We start from the raw sequence: 17,114 nt of genomic DNA on the forward strand, positions 1-17,114 counted from the left end.
CCTACAGTCGCTCGATGATCGTGCCGGTGCCCATGCCGCCGCCGACGCACATCGTGACCAGGGCGTAGCGCCCGCCGACGCGCTCGAGTTCGTTCAGCGCCTTGGTCAGCAGTACCCCACCGGTGGCTCCGAGCGGATGTCCGAGCGCGATGGCTCCGCCGTTGATATTGACGCGGCTCATATCGGCCTTGGTCTCGTGCGCCCACGCCAGGACGACCGACGCGAACGCCTCGTTGATCTCGACGACGTCCATATCCTCGAGAGTCAGTCCGGTGCGCTCCAGCAGTGCCTGAGTGGCGGGGATCGGCCCGGTCAGCATCATCACCGGGTCGTTGCCGATCAGAAGGGTGTCGACCACCCGGGCCCGCGGGCGCACGCCGAGTTCCCCGGCCCGCGCCTCGGTCATCAGCAACAACGCCGACGCCCCGTCGGAAATCTGGGACGACGTGCCTGCCGTGTGCTGGGCACCGGACCGGTCCGGCAGGTTGAGCCGCAGTCCGGCGAGGGTTTCCGCGGTGGTGGGCCGCGGGCCCTCGTCCACCGCGATGATCCGCGTTCCGGTGACCGCGCCGGTCTCGTCCACCACCGGTGCCGTCACGGGGACGATCTGCGAGGCGAAGCGCTGTTCGGCGATCGCACGTGCCGCTCGTTCCTGTGAGGTCACAGCGAACTGCTCGAGCTGGGAGCGAGACAGTCCCCACTTCTCGGCGATCCGCTCGGCCGCCTCGAACTGAGTGGTGATCTCGTAGTGCTGTTCATAGCGCTCGGTCTTCGAACGCCCCAGTTCGGGCAGCACCGACGCGGTCATCGGCACCTGGTTCATCGACTCCACACCACCGGCGATCGCGACATCGGTGACACCGCCGGCGACGAGCCCGTAGGCGAGCGTGAACGCCTGCTGCGACGAGCCGCACTGGGTGTGCACGGTGAACGCCGCGGTCCGCTCGTCGAGCCCCGCGGCCAGCCAGGCGCTGCGGGTCACATTGCCGGACTGCTGGCCGACCTGGCTCACGCAGCCACCGGCCACCTGGCCGACAACGGCCGAATCGATCCCGGCCCGTTCCACGGTCGCCGCGAGAATATCGCTGAACAAATCCGGTGCCGGGTAGTGGGCGAGGCCACCGCGTTTCTTGCCGACCGCGGACCGGACGGCTTCGACGATCATCACGTCGGACATATGTCTCCTCATGAACTGGTGATCACAGGTAGTAGCGGCCGAGCGACTCGACGACCAGCGCCGGCTTGTCGCCACCGGCGATTTCGACCTCGGTCTGCACGGTGAGTTGCACAGCCGGACCGTGCTCGGTGACCTCGACGAGGGTCGAGGAAGCGCGAACTTCCGAGCCGACCTTCACCGGCGAGACGAAGCGCAGCCGGTTGACGCCGTAGTTGATCGCCATCTTGGCCTGCACACGATAGATTTGGCTGGTCAACACGGGTAGCAAGGAAGCACTGAGCCAACCGTGCGCGATCGTCGCCCCGAACGGGCCCGTCGCGGCGCGCTCGGCGTCGACGTGAATCCACTGGTGGTCACCGGTGGCCTCGGCGAACTGGTCGATTCGTGACTGTTCGATCGTCAACCACGCACTGTGACCGAGGTGTTTGCCCACCGAATCCCGAATCTGTTCGAGATCGGTGAAGACCAAGGGCCCGCCCGCATCATCGGTGTTGTGCTCGGTCACGAAGTACTTCCTCTCGCCGGGGCCGGCACCCGGAGCAGGGGCAGGCGTCACTAACAGCCTTACTATTTCAATGATAGAACTATATAGTCCCAAGATAAGCGAACACCAGGGCGCTCGGGCGGTCGGATGCGACCGGCGAGGAGCCCCAGGTCGACCGAAGGAAGTTTCCATGGGCGAGCGATACGCCGATTTCCCCAGCCTCAGACTCGAACTCGGCAAGCACGGAGTGATGCACCTGATCCTGGACGGACCGGCGCTCAACTCGGTAACCCCTCGGATGCACCGCGACCTCGCCGACATCTGGCCGATTCTCGGACAGGATCCGGAAGTGCGTTCGGTCCTGATCTACGGCGCCGGAAAGGCCTTCTCCTCGGGTGGCAATTTCGACCACATCGAGCATATGACCAACGACTACGACACCCGGCTGCAAACCATGCGCGAGGCGCGCGATCTCGTGCTGAACCTCGTCGCGTTCGACAAGCCGGTGGTCTCGGGCATCCGCGGCCCCGCCGTCGGCGCGGGCCTGGTGGTGGGCATGCTGGCCGACGTCTCGGTAGCGGGCAAGAAGGCCAAGATCATCGACGGTCACACCCGCCTCGGCGTCGCCGCCGGCGATCATGCCGCCATCTGCTGGCCGCTGATGATGGGCATGGCCAAGGCCAAGTACTACCTGCTCACCTGCGATCCGCTGAGCGGCGAGGAGGCCGAGCGCATCGGCCTGGTTTCACTCTGCGTCGATGACGACGAGGTGATCACCAAGGCCGAGGACATCGCGACCCGGCTGGCTCAGGGCGCGCCCACCGCGGTCCAGTGGACCAAACACAGCCTCAATCACTGGTACCGCTCGGCGATCCCAGCGTTCGAGGCGTCGCTCGGCATGGAGTTCATCGGATTCGGCGGTCCCGAGGTGCGCGAAGGCCTGGCCTCGCACCGCGAGAAGCGGGCACCGCAGTTCGTGACGGAGCCTGCACAGGAGATGAACTGATATGGGAACCATCAAAGTCGCGCTGGTGACCGGCGCGTGCGGCGGGATCGGCGGCGCCATCGCCCGCCACCTGGCCGAGGCCGGATACTCGATCGCCGCCTGCGATCTCGATAAGGCGGCGGCGGCCGAACTCGCGACCACGCTGCCCACACGCAGCATCGGGGTCGGGGTCGATATCACCGACAGTTCCGCTGTGGCGGCCGCGGTCGCGACAACGGAAGCCGATCTCGGCCCGATCGACGTCCTGGTGAACAACGCGGGCATCGACAAGATCGAACCGTTCGTCCAGTCCACCGAGGACACCTGGAAGAAGATCGTGTCGGTCAACTATCTGGGCACCGTCACCGTCACCCGCGCCGTACTCGACGGCATGATCGAGCGCCGGTCCGGGCGGATCATCAACATCTCCTCCGACGCCGGTCGGGTCGGATCGTCCGGTGAAGTCGTCTACTCGGGCACGAAGGGCGCGGTCATTTCCTTCGGCAAGGCCTTGGCCCGGGAAGTGGCGACCAAGGGCATCACCGTGAATACGGTGTGTCCCGGACCGACCGATACCGCACTGCTCCAACAGGTCGCCGACTACAGCGAGAAGATGTTCGAGGCGACGCGCCGGGCGGTTCCGATGAAGCGCATCGGGCAGCCCGACGATGTCGCCCCCGCCGTCGTCTTCTTCGCAAGCGAAGGCGCCGCCTACATCACCGGCCAGACGCTGTCCGTCAGCGGCGGCCTCACGATGGCATGAGCGCGGCCACCAGCGTCACGGTCGAGCGCGGCGGCAGCGTCGCGACCCTGACCCTCGACGGGGCCGCGCGGCTCAACCCGATCGGCACCTCGACCTGCATCGCGCTCGCCGCGGCCGTCCGCGAAGTGGAGGGCGATCCCCGGGTGCGGGCGGTCGTTGTGCACGGCGCCGGGCGCGCGTTCTCGGCCGGAGCCGATATCGACGAGATCGCCGGATTCGGCCATCGTGACCAGTTCGAGCAGTTCATCCACACGTTCACCGACGCCCTCGAGCTGATCGAAGCGAGCCCACTGCCCTTCGTCGCCGCGATCGACGGCGCCGCCATGGGTGGCGGACTCGAACTCGCGCTGGCTTGCGACCTGCGAGTGGTGTACGGATCCGGGAAGCTCGCGCTGCCCGAGGCCAAACTCGGTGTGTTGCCGGGCGCGGGCGGAACCCAGCGGCTGCCACGACTGCTCCCGCGCGGTATCGCCATGGAGATGATCATGCTCGGCCGGACGATCACCGGAACCCGCGCTTACGAACTCGGTCTCGCGAATCATCTCAGCAACTCGCCGGAGTCGGTGTTGTCCGACGCACGGGCGCTCGCCGATGAACTCGCGGCCGGGGCGGCCCTGGTCCCGCAGATGACCAAATCCCTGCTCCGCGAGACCGCGACCGGCACCGTCGCTGCCGGTATCGTCCGGGAGCGGGCCGTGGCCACCGACCTGCACGACAGCGCGGACGGCCGCGAGGGATTCCGCGCCTTCGTCGAGAAGCGGTCCCCCCGATTCACTGCGGAGCGCCGATGAATATCGACTACCCTCACGAGGCCGAGAAACTGCGCGCGGAAGTCCGCGAATTCCTCGCCCGCGAACTCCCGCCTGGCTGGGCGGGCCTGGGCGCTCTCGACAGCGACGAATCCCGCCGGTTCACTGCCTGGTGGCGCGGCAAGCTCGCCGAGACCGGGTATATCGCGCCCAGCTGGCCGACCGAATACGGCGGCGCGGGGTTGAGCAAACTCGGGCGAGTGGTCCTGGCCGAGGAGTTCGCGAAGGCGGGTGTCCCGCCCTATGGTCTCAACGACAATTTCTCGATCAAGATGATCGGCAATCTGCTGCTGCGCTACGGCACCGACGAGCAGAAGCAGCATTTCCTGCCGCGGATCGTGCGCGGCGAGGACACCTGGTGCCAGGGCTTCTCCGAGCCGGGCGCCGGATCGGATCTGGCGGGTCTGCGCACCCGGGCGCGCTTGGTCGACGGCGAATGGATTATCGACGGCCAGAAGATCTGGACCTCCGACGCGCGCAGCGCGAACTGGATCTTCCTGCTCGTGCGGACCGACCCCGAAGCGCCCCGGCACCGGGGTATCACCATGCTGCTGGTCCCGATGGATCAGCCCGGCATCACGATCCGGCCGATCACGATGATGACCGGCGGAAGCAACTTCAACGAGGTGTTCTTCGACGGGGCCCGCACGGCCGAAGCGAATGTCGTGATCGGCCCGGAACAAGGCTGGAAAGCGGCCATGGCGCTGCTTGGCCTCGAGCGCGGGGACGAGGCGGCCACCAACCCGATCTCCTTCCGCGCCGAGGTCGACCGGCTCATCGACCTTGCCCGCGAACGCGGCGTCGCGTCCGACGAACTGGTCCGAGACCAGTTGGCCCGCGCCTATACCCGGGTCGAGATCATGCGCTATCTCGGGCTGCGGACACTCACCGGCTGGCTCAAAGGCGAAGCGCCGGGCCGCGACGCCTCGATCTCGAAGCTCTACTGGAGCGAGCATCACCGCGAGACCACGGATCTGGCGGTGAGTCTGCTCGGAGCGGACGCGCTCGCGCCGACCGGCCGCGCACCGATCCGGCACTATCGGGCCGACGATCCCGGCGCACCGAATTCCTCGGCGTCCTGGACCGAGACCTGGATGGCGGCGATCTCCGGCACCATCTACGCCGGCACCTCTCAGGTGCAGCGCAACATCCTCGCCGAGTCGGTGCTCGGCCTGCCCAAAGAACCCCGCCCGCAATAATTTCCGATCGGTGCGCCCCGTTCGATCGCACCGGATCCGCCAGGAGGCACTCATGACCGATTCCAGTACTTCGGACCGACCCGTACTGCGCGAGGACACCGACGGCGTCGCGATCCTGAGCTTCAACCGCCCCGACCGCAACAACTCGTGGTCTGTCCCCATGGAGCTGGAGTACTACCGGCTGCTGCACGAATGCGAAAACGACCCCGAGGTCCGGGTCATCGTGGTCACCGGCGCCGGCCGCAGCTTCTGCCCGGGCATGGATACCTCGGCACTGGCCGCTCAGACCGCCGACCCGGCCCTGACCACGGAGCCGCACAAACGGGCACCGATCACCACACCGCGCTCGATCCGCAAGCCCGTGATCGCGGCCATCAACGGCGCCTGCGCCGGTATCGGTCTTATCGCCGCGATGAACTGCGATATCCGCTTTCTGTCGTCGAAAGCCAAGGTCACCTGTGCTTTTTCGCAGCGCGGAATCATGGCCGAGCACGGTCTGGCCTTCACGCTGCCCCGCGAGATCGGCACCTCCCGCGCCTTGGACCTCCTGTTCTCCTCGCGCATCGTGATGGGGCAGGAAGCTCTGAACCTCGGTCTGGTCGATCGGGTCTTCGAGCCCGAGGAGTTGATGCCGCGCACGCTCGAGTACGCGCGTGGGCTCGCCGCCAACAGCTCTCCCGTGGCGATGGGCGTGATGAAGCAGCAAGTCTACGAAGCATGGGAAACCACCCACGAAGAAGCCCGCACCATGGCGATCCGCTGGTGGTACGACACGCTGCGCGGCCACAGCGATTTCAAGGAAGGCGTCGCCTCCTACCTGGAGAAGCGCCCGCCCGCCTTCTCGCCGTGGGACCCGGCCACGCCGACGGTGCCGGCCCCGTTGCCGGACTGAACCACAGCGGAACAACGAACCTCACGGAAAGCGTCCGGGGCAGAATCGCCCGGCGACCGTCGGGCACGGCGCCGCCAAGATCTGGCAGTCGCCGAAAAAGACAAATGGCGCCACCGACCGGATCGGGGTGGCGCCATTTGTCGCGCCCGCCCTATCGGGTGATGAGTGGGAGGAGCGCTTCGTCGACGGTGCGCTCGAAGTCTGCGCGGGTGAGAAGGCGGCCGTTCCGCTCTATCTCACGGCCCGGCTCCTGCCAACACAATCCCTCGATATCTGACGGCCATCGCTGCGGAGACAACGGCGTCACCCCGACCTGATCGGGGTGACGCCGTTGTCGTCTGCGAGTTCAGCCGAGGTCGAGCGTATGCACCGGCCGGCTCGGTTCCGTCACCGCCAGCCGGTCGAGCAGGTCCGCGGCCTGTGCTGCCCCGAGACCGCTGGCTGTCACGAACTTCGCCGCCAACTGCTCGTCGTCGAGAGGCTGTTCCGGGCTGCCGGAGCGATCCGGGACGTCGGCGCTGAACCGCTCTCCGTTCACCGAGACGCTCACCCGCGCTCCACGGCGGGCCGGGAAACGCCCATCAATCTCGCTATCCACCACCAGGCGGACCCGCCGGGTCAGCGCGCGCAGCATCGCGTCGGGTTCGATGCCGGGGTCGAACGGCTCCGCCGGGTGGTGGGTGAGCGCGGCGGAGACCAGGTGCGCGATGCTGAACCGCCGCTCGGCCAGACTGACCGGTTCGGCGATACCCGCCACCGCAACGGCCGCGGAGTAGGTCTCGACCACGATCTCGTCCACTATGTGCCCGCGGACGCGGTCGCGCAGCGACAGCGCCGCGTCGATCGGCGCGAAGGCGTGACCGCAGCACTGATAGGGCTTGACGGTGATGCGCTCGATGGCCGACGCCTGGTCCCACGCCGCGCGCGAGATCTGCCAGTTCGTATCGGTCCCGGTCGCGACGGCCAGTCCGGCGGGGCCCTCCAGCACGTTGCGCGCGCCGCTCAGGCCACCGGCCGCGGCCGCCGCGGCGACGACTCCGGCCTGCGCGGCGGCGCCGGCGTGCATCGGTTTGCCCTCGGCGTCGCTGCGGAACGTCTGCTGCAGGCCGCCGCACATCGTCGCCGCGAGCGACAGCGCGTTCGCGAACGTGGGAATGTCCGCATCGTGCAGGTCCGCCACGGCAGCTGCGGAGCCGAGAGCACCCGCCGTGCCGGTCGTATGCCAGTGCGCATAGTGAGTGGGCCCCAGATCGGCCGCGACCCGGCACCCGACCTCGTAACCGATGGCGATCGCGCGCAACAACCGTCCGACGCTCGTATCGATCCGGTCGGCTTCCGCTAGGGCGGCGGCCACCGTCGGGGCGCCCGGGTGATAAAGCCCGGGTGCGTAGATGTCGTCCAGTTCTTGGGTGTGCGCCGCAGCGCCGTTCACCATCGCCGCCACCGAGGGGGCTACCCGTTCGGTGCTACCCATGATGCGGCTGGGCCCGGTTGCCGGTAGCAGGCCCGCGAGCAACGCCTGGGCCGGCAGACCGGCGGAGCCGCCCAGGCTCACCCCCAGCCAGTCCACGAACGCCCGGCGCGACCAGCGCTCGACGTCCGGTTCCGCCATCCGCTTGCGATGCTCGATTGCCTGCGCAGCCAGCGCCTCCACCACCGTGTCGACTGCCATCACAGCTCCTGCGAGTACACCGAGACCACTGCGTCGACCGCGACCACACCGTCGGCACGGACCAGGACGGGATTGAGTTCGGCCTCGGCTACGACCGGATTCCGCAGTGCGAGCCTGGATACCGCGCTCACCGCGTGCGCCAGCGCGTCCAGGTCCCCGCGCGGCAGGTCGCGGTAGCCGTCGGCGGCGCGCAACGCGGTTACCTCACCGATCATCGCGCGAGCCTCGGCCGGATCGACCGGCGCCGGGCGCACGCTGCTGTCGCGATACAGCTCGGTAAGCACGCCACCGGCCGCGACCACCACCACCGGACCCACGTCCGGGTCGCGCCGGAAACCGATCAGGGCTTCGACAACACCGGTGGTCATCTGCTGTACGAGCACCCGATCCACGGTCAGCCCGGCTTGGCGCTGCCCGGCCGTATCGCGGATCCGACCGGCCGCCGCAGCGAGTTCCGGACCGTCGGTGACGCCGAGCACCACACCACCGAGTTCGGATTTGTGCGCCACCGAGGCGTCGAGCAGCTTGACCGCGACCGGGCCGGCTATCGGCAGTTCGGCGGGCAGATCGTCGAGGCGCACCACCGCGCGCGGCGCGACCTGCACCCCCATCTCCTCGAGCAGAGTGTAGGAATCGTTCTCGTCCAACGGCTTCGGCGCGACCCCTGCGGGCGGTACGGCCACCTCCGTCCGGACCGGCGCGCGTCGCGCGAACACGGCCGCGATCGCATCCGCACACGATTCGGGGGTGCGGAAGGCACTGACGCCCTTGGCCCGCAGCATCGCGAGCGCTTCCGGGGCGGCGGGCACCACAAAGGCCGTCAGCGGAGTGCCACGATCGGCGCACTCGATGATCGGCGCCACGCTGACCTCGGGGGTGAACCGCGCCGAACTCCCGGGCACGGCAACGACGACGTCGAACTCCGGCGCGTCGAGCAGCACCTCGAGGACAGCCTTGATAGTGGCGTACTTCGTCCCCGCCAGCGTCAAATCGATCAGGGCAGCGCCGTGGGTATGCACTCCGAGATCCGCCAAGCGCGCCGCGGTTTCGGCGGATGGGCCCGTGAGGATCGCGCCGCGGTCCGCCAGGGCGTCGACGATCATCGCGCCGCCACCGCCGGTGGTCGAGACGACACCGACGCGCGGCCGCGACGGCGTCGCAGACACCGGGACACGCCGTGCCAGATGCTGGGATTCGAGCAGCGCATCGAATGTCCGTACCCGGGCGATGCCGAGCGAGGTGAGGAACGCTTCAGCGAGGGCGTCGTCGCCGGCCAACGCGCCGGTGTGCGAAACCGACAGCCGGGCACCGGCATCCGAGCGCCCCAGCTTGTAGGCGACGACCGGCTTGCCCCGCTCGGCGGCCAGCCGGGCGAAATCGGCGAGATCCGTTGCGTGGGTGAGGTTTTCCAGAAACAGCGCGAAGCCGCCTACCTGTGGGTCGTCGACGGCGCTGCGGCAGATCTCGCCCAGCGAGAGATCCAATTCGTTCCCGGTCGAGACCATCGACGCGAATCCGAGGCCCATCTCCGCGCCCCGCGACAGCAGGGCGCCCAGCGCGCTGCCCGACTGCGAGGCCACGAAGATATCGCCACTGGGCAGGGTGTCGTCAGCGAACGCCGCGTTGCCGGTCAACGCCATTCGACGAGGCAGGTTCGCGACACCGAGGCTGCTCGGCCCGAGCAGCCGCAGCGAGGAGCCGGCGACGATCTCGGTGAGTTCCGCGCGTCGGCGCCTGCCGTCGGCATCGGTGGGGAGGAACCCGTCGGCGATCACGGTCACGACCGGCACCCCGAGCGCCGCGCATTCGCGGACCGCCGCGACGGCGGCATCGGCTCCGGTAAGGACGAGCGCGTGATCGGGGACGGCGGGCAGCGCGCTCAGCGAGGGCCAGGCCCGCTCACCCAGCACCATCTCCCGGGTGGGGTTCACCGGGTAGACGTCGCCGTCCCAGCCCTGTGCCCGGAGGTAGCCGAGCGGGCGGGCGGTGGTCTTTCCCCGTGTGTTCGAGGCACCGACGATGGCGACCGTCCGCGGGTCGGTCAATGCCCGGTAGAAGTCGGGTTCCATTTCGTCACCGCGCCCGCTGCGAGAACCGGCGGCCGAAGACGTCCTCGGCGATGCGATTCTTCAGTACCTCCACCGAACCGCCCGCGATCATCCAGCCGCGGGTGCGGCGGAAGCAGTACTCGACGAGCGTTTCCTCGCCGAATCCGGTCGCGCCCATCGCCTGCACCGCCACGTCCGCGGCGAAGAATCCGGCCTGATTCGCGGCCAGCTTGGCCATCGCGGTCTCACCAGCGGTCGGCAGGCCGTTGCGATCGCCGTTGCGCGCGGCGCGTTCCAGCAGCAGCTGAGCGGACTCCAGCTTGACCGCGGCATCGGCGAACATCCACTGCAACCCCTGGAATTCCGCCAGCGGCCGGCCGAACTGTTCCCGGGTCAGGACGTATTCCTTGGCTCGGTCGAAGGCGTAACGGCCGACCGCGATCGAGCGGGCGCTGTTGCCGAGCCGTTCCACATTGAATCCGCTGATCTGCTTTTTGAAACCGCCCTCCCCCAACAGAACCTGGGAGTCCGGGATGAAGCAGTCCTCGAAGTACAGCGGGCACCAATGCTCGCCGTTCATGTACCGCGACGGGGGGCCGACGGTCAGGCCAGGGGTGCCGCGGTCGATCAGCACGGATCCGATACCGCCGGTGCCCGGACCGAATCGCAGGTAGACGAGATAGACATCCGCGTCGGCGCTGTGGGTGGAGAAAACCTTGGTGCCGTTGACAACCCAGCCGTCCCCTTTGCACGTCGCGCTGGTGGTCATCTCGGTAGCGGCCGAACCCGCTTCCGGTTCACTCATTCCCAGTGCGATCAGCAGGTCGCCGGAGAGAAGTCCGGGCAGGTACTTCGCCCGCTGGCCCTCGGAGGCGTACTGGGCGAACGTGCGGATCGGACCGAAGTTGCCCGCCTGCACCACATCCGCGCTGCGCGGGCAGCCGCTCGCCACGGCCTGGATAGCGGTGACCGCGGCGAGCAGACCGGCGCCCTGACCGCCCAGCTCTTCGGGAATGCTCAGTCCGAGCAGTCCCTGCTTGGCCAGCAGTCGCGCGGTATCGCGTTCGTAGTCCGGCGAGTGCGCACGGGCGAGGGCTCCGGGTGCGAGCTGGTCGGCCGCGAATGCTTCGGTGGCCGTATGGAATTCGGCGAGCACCTCCGGGTCGTCGATCACTGGATATCCTCCTGGCTGGATACGAGCGGGGGCTCGTGCAGTACGGCGATGCGGCCGGCCGCATCGGGGTCGAGCAGCCGATACTGCTCGAAGAGCTTCGGGTCATGGCCCGGGATCACATGAGCCGGCGAGTCGGCCAGCCTTCCTATCGTGGCGAACCCGTCGAGCACGCCCTCGACATCGACCATGGCCGGAAAGGGATTCGAGTCGTGCAGGTTCTCCGCGAAGTGAATGGCGTCGCCGGCCAGTACCACCCGGCCGCGGCCGGTGCCGACCGTGACGATCTGCGAACCCCGGGTGTGCCCGCCCACCAGCTCGACCTGGATGCCGGGCAGCACCTCGTGGTGACCGCGGACAACATCGACACGCCCGGCGAACAGCAGACGGACGAGTTCGGCGACATCGTCGGGTTCGTAGAAGTGGCTGAGCCGGCGGTGCCGCATCGCCGAGCCGGTCACATACGCCATTTCCGCGCCCTGCACCACGATCCGCGCGTCCGGAAAATCGCCGAGGTTACCGGCATGGTCGAAGTGCAGGTGGGTCAGGACAATCGCGCGAACATCGCGGCGCCGGAACCCGAGCAGCTCGACCGCCTCGCCCGGGCCGAGGTCGAGTTCGCGACCGCGCCGCCGACCGGCCTCGGGGCTGAATCCGGTGTCGACGACCACCACGTCGTCGCCGCGGGCGGCCACCCAGACGATGAAGTCGATATCGCTGTGGCCGCACCGGTCGCCCGGAACCAGGAAATTGTCGCGGGTCTGTCGTTCGCCCCGGCCCATCCGGACGCCCCAGAGCCGCCAGGGTGCGGCGACCGGCTCAGGCATCGCCTTCGACCAGCTTGACCATCACCGGGTAATAGTTCGCGCCGTATCCGGCATCGCGGGTGCGCTGCAGAAGGTCCATCGTCTGGAGGCCGGCGGCAGCCGGAATATCGGATTCCTGCGCGAGTTTCAGCGCGAGCGCGAGATCCTTGATCGCATAGTCGACGGGGAATGCCCGCTCGGGGAACTCGTCGACCAGCATGGTGGCCGATGCGGTGCGGCGCAGGGCGAAGCTGTCGGCCGAGCCGAGCTTCAACGTGGAGAACAGTGTGTCCGGGGTGACACCGGCCGCACGGCCGATAGCCAGCGCCTCGGCCAAGGCGTTCATGTTGAGGAACAGCACCATGTTGTTCAGGATCTTGAGAACCTGGCCGTTGCCGATGGTCCCGGCATGCACAATATCGCTGCCCATACACGACAGCAGGGGCTCGAGCTCGCGGAAGATCCCGGCGTCCGCGCCGACCGTGATCAGCAGCGTGCCGTCCTCGGCGGCCTGGCGCAGCCGGGCGACCGGTGCGTCGACCAGCGTGATCCCGCCCTCGGCGAGACGCGCGGCCAGCGCCCGAGTGCCCGCGACGTCGCTGGTACTCATATCCACGATGACCCGCGGCGGCTGCGCCACGGCGGCGAGTTCGGCACAAACGGATTCGACCTGCACGATCGAAGGCAGCGACAGGAAAACGATTTCGGCGGCCCGGGCGACTTCATCGACGCTATCGGCAGCCCGGGCGCCCAGTTCCGCGGCGGCGGCCACCGCCGCGGCCACGGGATCGTAGACGACGACCGGATGGTTGCTGCGCCTGATCAGGTTCGCGCCCATCCGCGACCCCATGACGCCGAGCCCGATGAAGCCGAGCGTCGCCGCCTCCGGCCCGTGCCCGCTCATGCGATGTCCATGATGACGCTCTTGACTTGGGTGTAGTGATGCACTGCCTCGGTCCCTTTCTCTCGTCCGAGCCCGCTGTTCTTGTATCCTCCGAACGGCACCTCGACGCCGGCGCCGATGTACCGGTTCACCTGAACCTGACCAGCCTCCAAGCGTTCGGCCACCTGGTGCGCGGTCGCCAGGTCGCGGGTGAAAACCCCGGCAGAAAGCCCGTATTCGGTGTCGTTGGCGATCGCGATCGCCTCTTCGAGCGTCTCGAACTCGAGCACGGACTGCACCGGCCCGAAGATTTCTTCGCGGGCGATACGCATCTCGTTGGTAACGTCCTGGACGAGCGTCGGATTGATGAACCGGCCGCCGACCGACGGCTGGTCACCACCGATCACCACCTGGGCGCCCTCCACACGCGCCGATTCGATGAAGGACGCGACCCGCTGCAGCTGCCGGTCGGAGATCAGCGGGCCGACATCCGGGTCGTCGAGCCCGTGCCCCACCGACAGTCCCGCCATCCGCTCGGCGAGCAGTTCCACGAACTGCGGTCGTACCGCGCGGTCCACCAGCAATCGGGTGGTAGCAAAGCAGGATTGGCCGGAATTGCGCACCACGGCCTGGGCGCCGGCCGCGGCCGCCGCCTCCAGATCCGCGTCGGCACAGACGATCGTCGGCGATTTACCGCCTAGTTCGAGGTTGACACCGATGATCCGGCGGGCGGCCACCTCGCCGACCGCGCGGCCACCGGCGACCGAACCGGTGAACGTGATGTGCCGAACGAGTTCGTGCTCGGTGAGCGCTTTCCCCGTGGGATCCGCGGCGCCCAGGACAACATTGCACAGTCCGGGCGGGAGACCGGTCTCGACAAGCAGCCGAGCAAGATAGACCGAGGTGAGCGGGGTCATCTCGGACGGTTTCACCACCACCGCGTTACCTGCGGCGAGGCACGGCGCAACGCCCCTGGCCAGCTGAGTGAGCGGCGCGTTCCACGGCGTGATGTGGGCGACGACGCCCAGCGGCTCACGGCGGGTGAACGCGAAGGTGCCCGGAGCCTGCGCCAATGTCTCGCCGTGGATTTTGTCCGCGAGCCCGGCGTAGTACTCGAAATAGCGTGCGCTGCCGGCGATATCGGCCCGCGCCTGGGACAGGGGCTTGCCCGAATCGATGCATTCGAGCCGAGCCAGCAGATCGGAGTCGCGGCGGATGGCGGCGGCTGCACCGGCCAGCAGCCTGCCGCGCTCGGCGGGCGATATCCCCCGCCACCGCCGGTAAGCCTCGTCCGCGTTGCGCACCGCGGCGTCGACGACCTCCGCCGAACTCGTCTCGAAGCCGGCCACGACCGCGCCGGTGGCCGGGTCGTCGACGTCGCTCCAGCCGCCGCGACCCAGCCCGGTGAACTCACCGCCGATATGTGCGGTGAGTACCTCGGTGAGGCGTGCTCGGCCGAGCACATCGGCAACCTCGGGCCGGAATGTCGTTGTCATCTCACGCTCCAGTGCGCTTTTCGCGGCGGTCATCGTCCGAATGAGGAAACTCCGGATTCGAATTTGGTTATATCATTAATCTATCCGGAGTGCGCGGTCGGTCAGGACCGGCCCGCTTCCCGATCTCCCACCCGCGGACGCTCACCCGACGCGCTGACGGTCAGCACCGCCTCGGCGAGAACCCTGCCGTCCCGGGTGACCACGGAAGACCGGGAGAAGTTCAGTCGGCGCCCCCGCTTGGTGCAGACGCCCTCCACGAAGACCTCGGGTTCTCCAGGCGCGACACCCAGGTACTGCACCGTCATGGTGACCGTGGTGAAACGGCTGCCGAGGTTGTAGTCGTGGCCCGCCGCGACCGCTCCCCCGCCGACCGCGTCGAGCACTGTCGCCAGGACCCCGCCGTGGAAGATGCCGTCGTGCGCGGAAAGCCGTGGCTGATACTTCAGCCGGGCACGGACCGCGCCCGGTTCCCAGTCGGTGATCTCCAGCCCGATATCGGTGTTGAACGGCACATGATGACTCCAGTGCTCCCGGAACCACGAGTCGCGGGCGCTCATCTCTTCGGGAGTCAACGGCATGGGAACTCCTTTCCACACAATGTCGCGAGTCAGACCGTGACGCTGACCATCGCGCCCGCACGAGCGATCAACTGCTCGGCTTCGGCAACCATCCTGGTGACGAGGTCGCGGACGGTCGGGATGTCTTTGATGAGCCCGACGACCTGGCCCGCGGTCCAGATCCCGGCCTCGACATCACCGGTCTCGTACACGGTGCGCCCACGCGCACCCGCGACGAGTTCGCGGACATCCTCGAACTGGCCGCCCTCCACAAGGATCCGGACAACGTCCTGGCTGACGCTGTTCTTCGCGACGCGGGCGGTGTTGTTCAGTGTGCGCAGAATCAGGTCGGTGTCGCGTTCGGTGGCATCCACCATGGCTTGCTTGACGTTCTCATGGATGGGCGCCTCGGCGGTGCACATGAACCTGGTGCCCATGTTGACCCCTTCGGCACCGAGCATGAGCGCCGCGGCGAGCCCGCGGCCGTCGCCGATGCCGCCGGAGGCGATGATCGGAATGTCGAGGGCGTCCCGGGCAGCCGGGAGCAGCACGAGGTTCGTCACATCGTCTTCACCCGGATGGCCCGCGCATTCGAAGCCGTCCACGCTCACCGCGGCGACACCTACCTGCTGGGCCTTCACCGCGTGGCGCACGCTCGTGCACTTGTGGATGACCTTGACGCCGGCTTCGTTGAACAGGTCCATGAAGGGCTCCGGATTGGAGCCGGCCGTCTCCACGACCTTGATCCCGCAGTCCACGATCGTTTCCGCGTATTCGCGGTGGGGCATGGGGCGGATCGACGGCAGCACCGTGAGGTTCACGCCGAACGGCTTGTCGGTCATCTCGCGACACCGAGCGATCTCCTTGCGGAGGTCGTCCGGCGTCGGCTGGGTGAGGGCGGTGATCATGCCCAGCGCACCGGCTTCAGCAATGGGGGCGACGAGTTCCGCGCGGCCCACCCATTGCATACCGCCCTGCACGATGGGGTGATCGACACCGAACAGCTCGGTAATACGGTTCGAAATCATCGGTCTAACCTCTCCTGGCCTACCGGCCTGACTGCTCTGCTGGATCTCGTCGAATTCACGAACGGTGAAAGGCCCGTCCCCGCGGTGCCGCGCCGTAGATGCGCGGCACGGCGGTGACCAGTTCCTCCGGCACCAGCGCGCGGCCGTCGCTGCTGGAGTACTCGCCCTCGATCGCCCATCCGGTCAGCCGCTGGAACTTGTCGCCGTCCACACGCACCACCTGCCCGGTGAGCCATGCCGCTTCGTCGGACGCGAGGTAGGCGACGACACCCGAAGTGTTCGCGGGATCCCGCGGATCGAAGCCGTCCGCTCGCACATCGGCCTGCACCGAACCGACACCTTCGGTCATCCGGGTGGCGGCGATGGGTGATACGGCGTTGGCGGTCACTCCATAGCGAGCCATCTCCAGCGCGGTGATCGTGGTCAGCGAGACGATGCCGGCCTTGGCCGCACCGTAGTTTCCTTGACCGACGTTGCCGAACAAGCCGGTTCCGGAAGTGGTGTTGATAATCCGCCCGCTGACCGGCTTGCCGGACTTGCTCGCCTCACGCCAATAGGCGCACGCGTGCCGGGTGAGGACGAAGGTGCCCTTGAGGTGCACATCGATGACTGCGTCGAAGTCCTCCTCCGACATGGAGAAGAGCATCCGGTCGCGCACGATCCCGGCATTGTTGACCACGATGTCGAGGTGGCCGAACTGCTCGACCGTCGAACGCACGAGATCTTCGACGCCGGCCCAGTCGGTCACCGAGGTCCCGTTCGAAGTGGCGGTGCCGCCGGCGGCGGTGATCTCTCGGACGACGTCATCGGCCGGGCTTTCCTTGCCGGGTTCACCATGCAGCCCGGCACCGATGTCGTTGACGACAACGGCGGCGCCGGCTGCCGCCAGGGCGAGGCAATGGGCGCGGCCGAGACCACGCCCTCCACCGGTCACGATGGCGACCTTTCCTTCGAGCATGCCCATTGGTCGAGTACTCCTCAGCGAGTCGGAACAGTTCGGGACGGCCCCGTCCAAGGGACCAAGATATCAACTGGCGGACGTAAATAGCCATAATATCTATCTATATATTAGCGCCCTCATCGGGGAGCTGCCCCGAGGGATCGGCCCCCGCCTCAGCTCGGTGACATCGGCCACGCACCACGC

17 protein-coding genes are annotated in these 17,114 nt (G+C 67.9%); 6 read left to right on the plus strand and 11 right to left on the minus strand.

Annotated elements, in window-relative coordinates; translation table 11 throughout:
• Position 1: 1 nt before the first annotated feature.
• Together ACIBW7_RS36450 and ACIBW7_RS36455 are read right to left on the minus strand one after the other, a co-directional pair.
• The gene (locus ACIBW7_RS36450) at positions 2-1,177 is read right to left on the minus strand and encodes an acetyl-CoA C-acyltransferase (RefSeq protein ID WP_397054512.1); all 1,176 of its coding nucleotides are present in this window, start codon (positions 1,175-1,177) and stop codon (positions 2-4) included.
• Positions 1,178-1,199: 22 nt separating this feature from the next.
• On the minus strand, positions 1,200-1,646 hold the full coding sequence (locus tag ACIBW7_RS36455) for a MaoC family dehydratase (RefSeq protein WP_397054601.1): 447 nt from the start codon (positions 1,644-1,646) through the stop codon (positions 1,200-1,202).
• Positions 1,647-1,851: 205 nt separating this feature from the next.
• Here ACIBW7_RS36455 and ACIBW7_RS36460 point away from each other — a divergent pair, with 205 nt between their 5' ends.
• The 6 genes from ACIBW7_RS36460 (at position 1,852) to ACIBW7_RS36485 (ending at position 6,586) form a co-directional block, all read left to right on the plus strand.
• A complete protein-coding gene (locus ACIBW7_RS36460; RefSeq protein WP_397054514.1) occupies positions 1,852-2,667 on the plus strand; it encodes an enoyl-CoA hydratase/isomerase family protein in 816 nt (271 codons plus the stop codon).
• A 1-nt stretch (position 2,668) separates the two neighbouring features.
• Positions 2,669-3,409: an SDR family NAD(P)-dependent oxidoreductase gene (locus tag ACIBW7_RS36465; protein ID WP_387285387.1), complete on the plus strand. Its 741-nt coding sequence runs from the start codon at positions 2,669-2,671 to the stop codon at positions 3,407-3,409.
• Positions 3,406-4,200 (plus strand): enoyl-CoA hydratase/isomerase family protein, encoded by a 795-nt coding sequence (locus ACIBW7_RS36470; RefSeq protein ID WP_397054516.1) that lies wholly within the window; start codon positions 3,406-3,408, stop codon positions 4,198-4,200. The genes ACIBW7_RS36465 and ACIBW7_RS36470 overlap by 4 nt, the downstream gene beginning before the upstream one ends.
• Positions 4,197-5,417 carry an acyl-CoA dehydrogenase family protein gene (locus ACIBW7_RS36475; protein WP_397054518.1) on the plus strand — a complete coding sequence of 407 codons (1,221 nt, stop codon included), beginning with the start codon at positions 4,197-4,199 and terminating at the stop codon, positions 5,415-5,417. The genes ACIBW7_RS36470 and ACIBW7_RS36475 overlap by 4 nt, the downstream gene beginning before the upstream one ends.
• 52 nt (positions 5,418-5,469) lie before the next feature.
• Positions 5,470-6,309 carry an enoyl-CoA hydratase-related protein gene (locus ACIBW7_RS36480; protein ID WP_397054520.1) on the plus strand — a complete coding sequence of 280 codons (840 nt, stop codon included), beginning with the start codon at positions 5,470-5,472 and terminating at the stop codon, positions 6,307-6,309.
• A gap of 127 nt (positions 6,310-6,436) precedes the next feature.
• Positions 6,437-6,586 (plus strand): hypothetical protein, encoded by a 150-nt coding sequence (locus ACIBW7_RS36485; protein ID WP_397054522.1) that lies wholly within the window; start codon positions 6,437-6,439, stop codon positions 6,584-6,586.
• Between the two features lie 69 nt (positions 6,587-6,655).
• Here the strand turns inward: ACIBW7_RS36485 and ACIBW7_RS36490 are convergent, their stop codons facing one another.
• The 9 genes from ACIBW7_RS36490 to ACIBW7_RS36530 form a co-directional block, all read right to left on the minus strand.
• Positions 6,656-7,981, minus strand: a complete 1,326-nt coding sequence (locus ACIBW7_RS36490; RefSeq protein WP_397054524.1) for an MmgE/PrpD family protein — start codon at positions 7,979-7,981, stop codon at positions 6,656-6,658.
• Positions 7,981-10,050: an acetate--CoA ligase family protein gene (locus ACIBW7_RS36495; RefSeq protein WP_397054526.1), complete on the minus strand. Its 2,070-nt coding sequence runs from the start codon at positions 10,048-10,050 to the stop codon at positions 7,981-7,983. Before ACIBW7_RS36495 ends, ACIBW7_RS36490 begins: the two co-directional genes overlap by 1 nt.
• Positions 10,051-10,054: 4 nt before the next feature.
• Positions 10,055-11,203, minus strand: a complete 1,149-nt coding sequence (locus ACIBW7_RS36500; protein WP_397054528.1) for an acyl-CoA dehydrogenase family protein — start codon at positions 11,201-11,203, stop codon at positions 10,055-10,057.
• Complete coding sequence (locus ACIBW7_RS36505; RefSeq protein WP_397054530.1) at positions 11,200-12,027, minus strand: N-acyl homoserine lactonase family protein; 828 nt, start codon at positions 12,025-12,027, stop codon at positions 11,200-11,202. The genes ACIBW7_RS36500 and ACIBW7_RS36505 overlap by 4 nt, the downstream gene beginning before the upstream one ends.
• The gene (locus ACIBW7_RS36510; RefSeq protein ID WP_397054603.1) at positions 12,020-12,997 is read right to left on the minus strand and encodes an NAD(P)-dependent oxidoreductase; all 978 of its coding nucleotides are present in this window, start codon (positions 12,995-12,997) and stop codon (positions 12,020-12,022) included. The genes ACIBW7_RS36505 and ACIBW7_RS36510 overlap by 8 nt, the downstream gene beginning before the upstream one ends.
• A complete protein-coding gene (locus tag ACIBW7_RS36515; RefSeq protein ID WP_397054532.1) occupies positions 12,907-14,385 on the minus strand; it encodes an aldehyde dehydrogenase family protein in 1,479 nt (492 codons plus the stop codon). The genes ACIBW7_RS36510 and ACIBW7_RS36515 overlap by 91 nt, the downstream gene beginning before the upstream one ends.
• A 101-nt stretch (positions 14,386-14,486) precedes the next feature.
• Positions 14,487-14,963, minus strand: a complete 477-nt coding sequence (locus ACIBW7_RS36520; RefSeq protein ID WP_397054534.1) for a PaaI family thioesterase — start codon at positions 14,961-14,963, stop codon at positions 14,487-14,489.
• Positions 14,964-14,992: 29 nt separating this feature from the next.
• Positions 14,993-15,970 carry an NAD(P)H-dependent flavin oxidoreductase gene (locus tag ACIBW7_RS36525; protein WP_397054535.1) on the minus strand — a complete coding sequence of 326 codons (978 nt, stop codon included), beginning with the start codon at positions 15,968-15,970 and terminating at the stop codon, positions 14,993-14,995.
• 55 nt (positions 15,971-16,025) lie between these two features.
• Positions 16,026-16,934: an SDR family NAD(P)-dependent oxidoreductase gene (locus ACIBW7_RS36530; protein ID WP_397054537.1), complete on the minus strand. Its 909-nt coding sequence runs from the start codon at positions 16,932-16,934 to the stop codon at positions 16,026-16,028.
• Between the last annotated feature and the right edge of the window lie 180 nt (positions 16,935-17,114).

Source organism: Nocardia sp. NPDC049526, assembly GCF_044465765.1.
In the GTDB taxonomy this organism is placed as follows: domain Bacteria; phylum Actinomycetota; class Actinomycetes; order Mycobacteriales; family Mycobacteriaceae; genus Nocardia.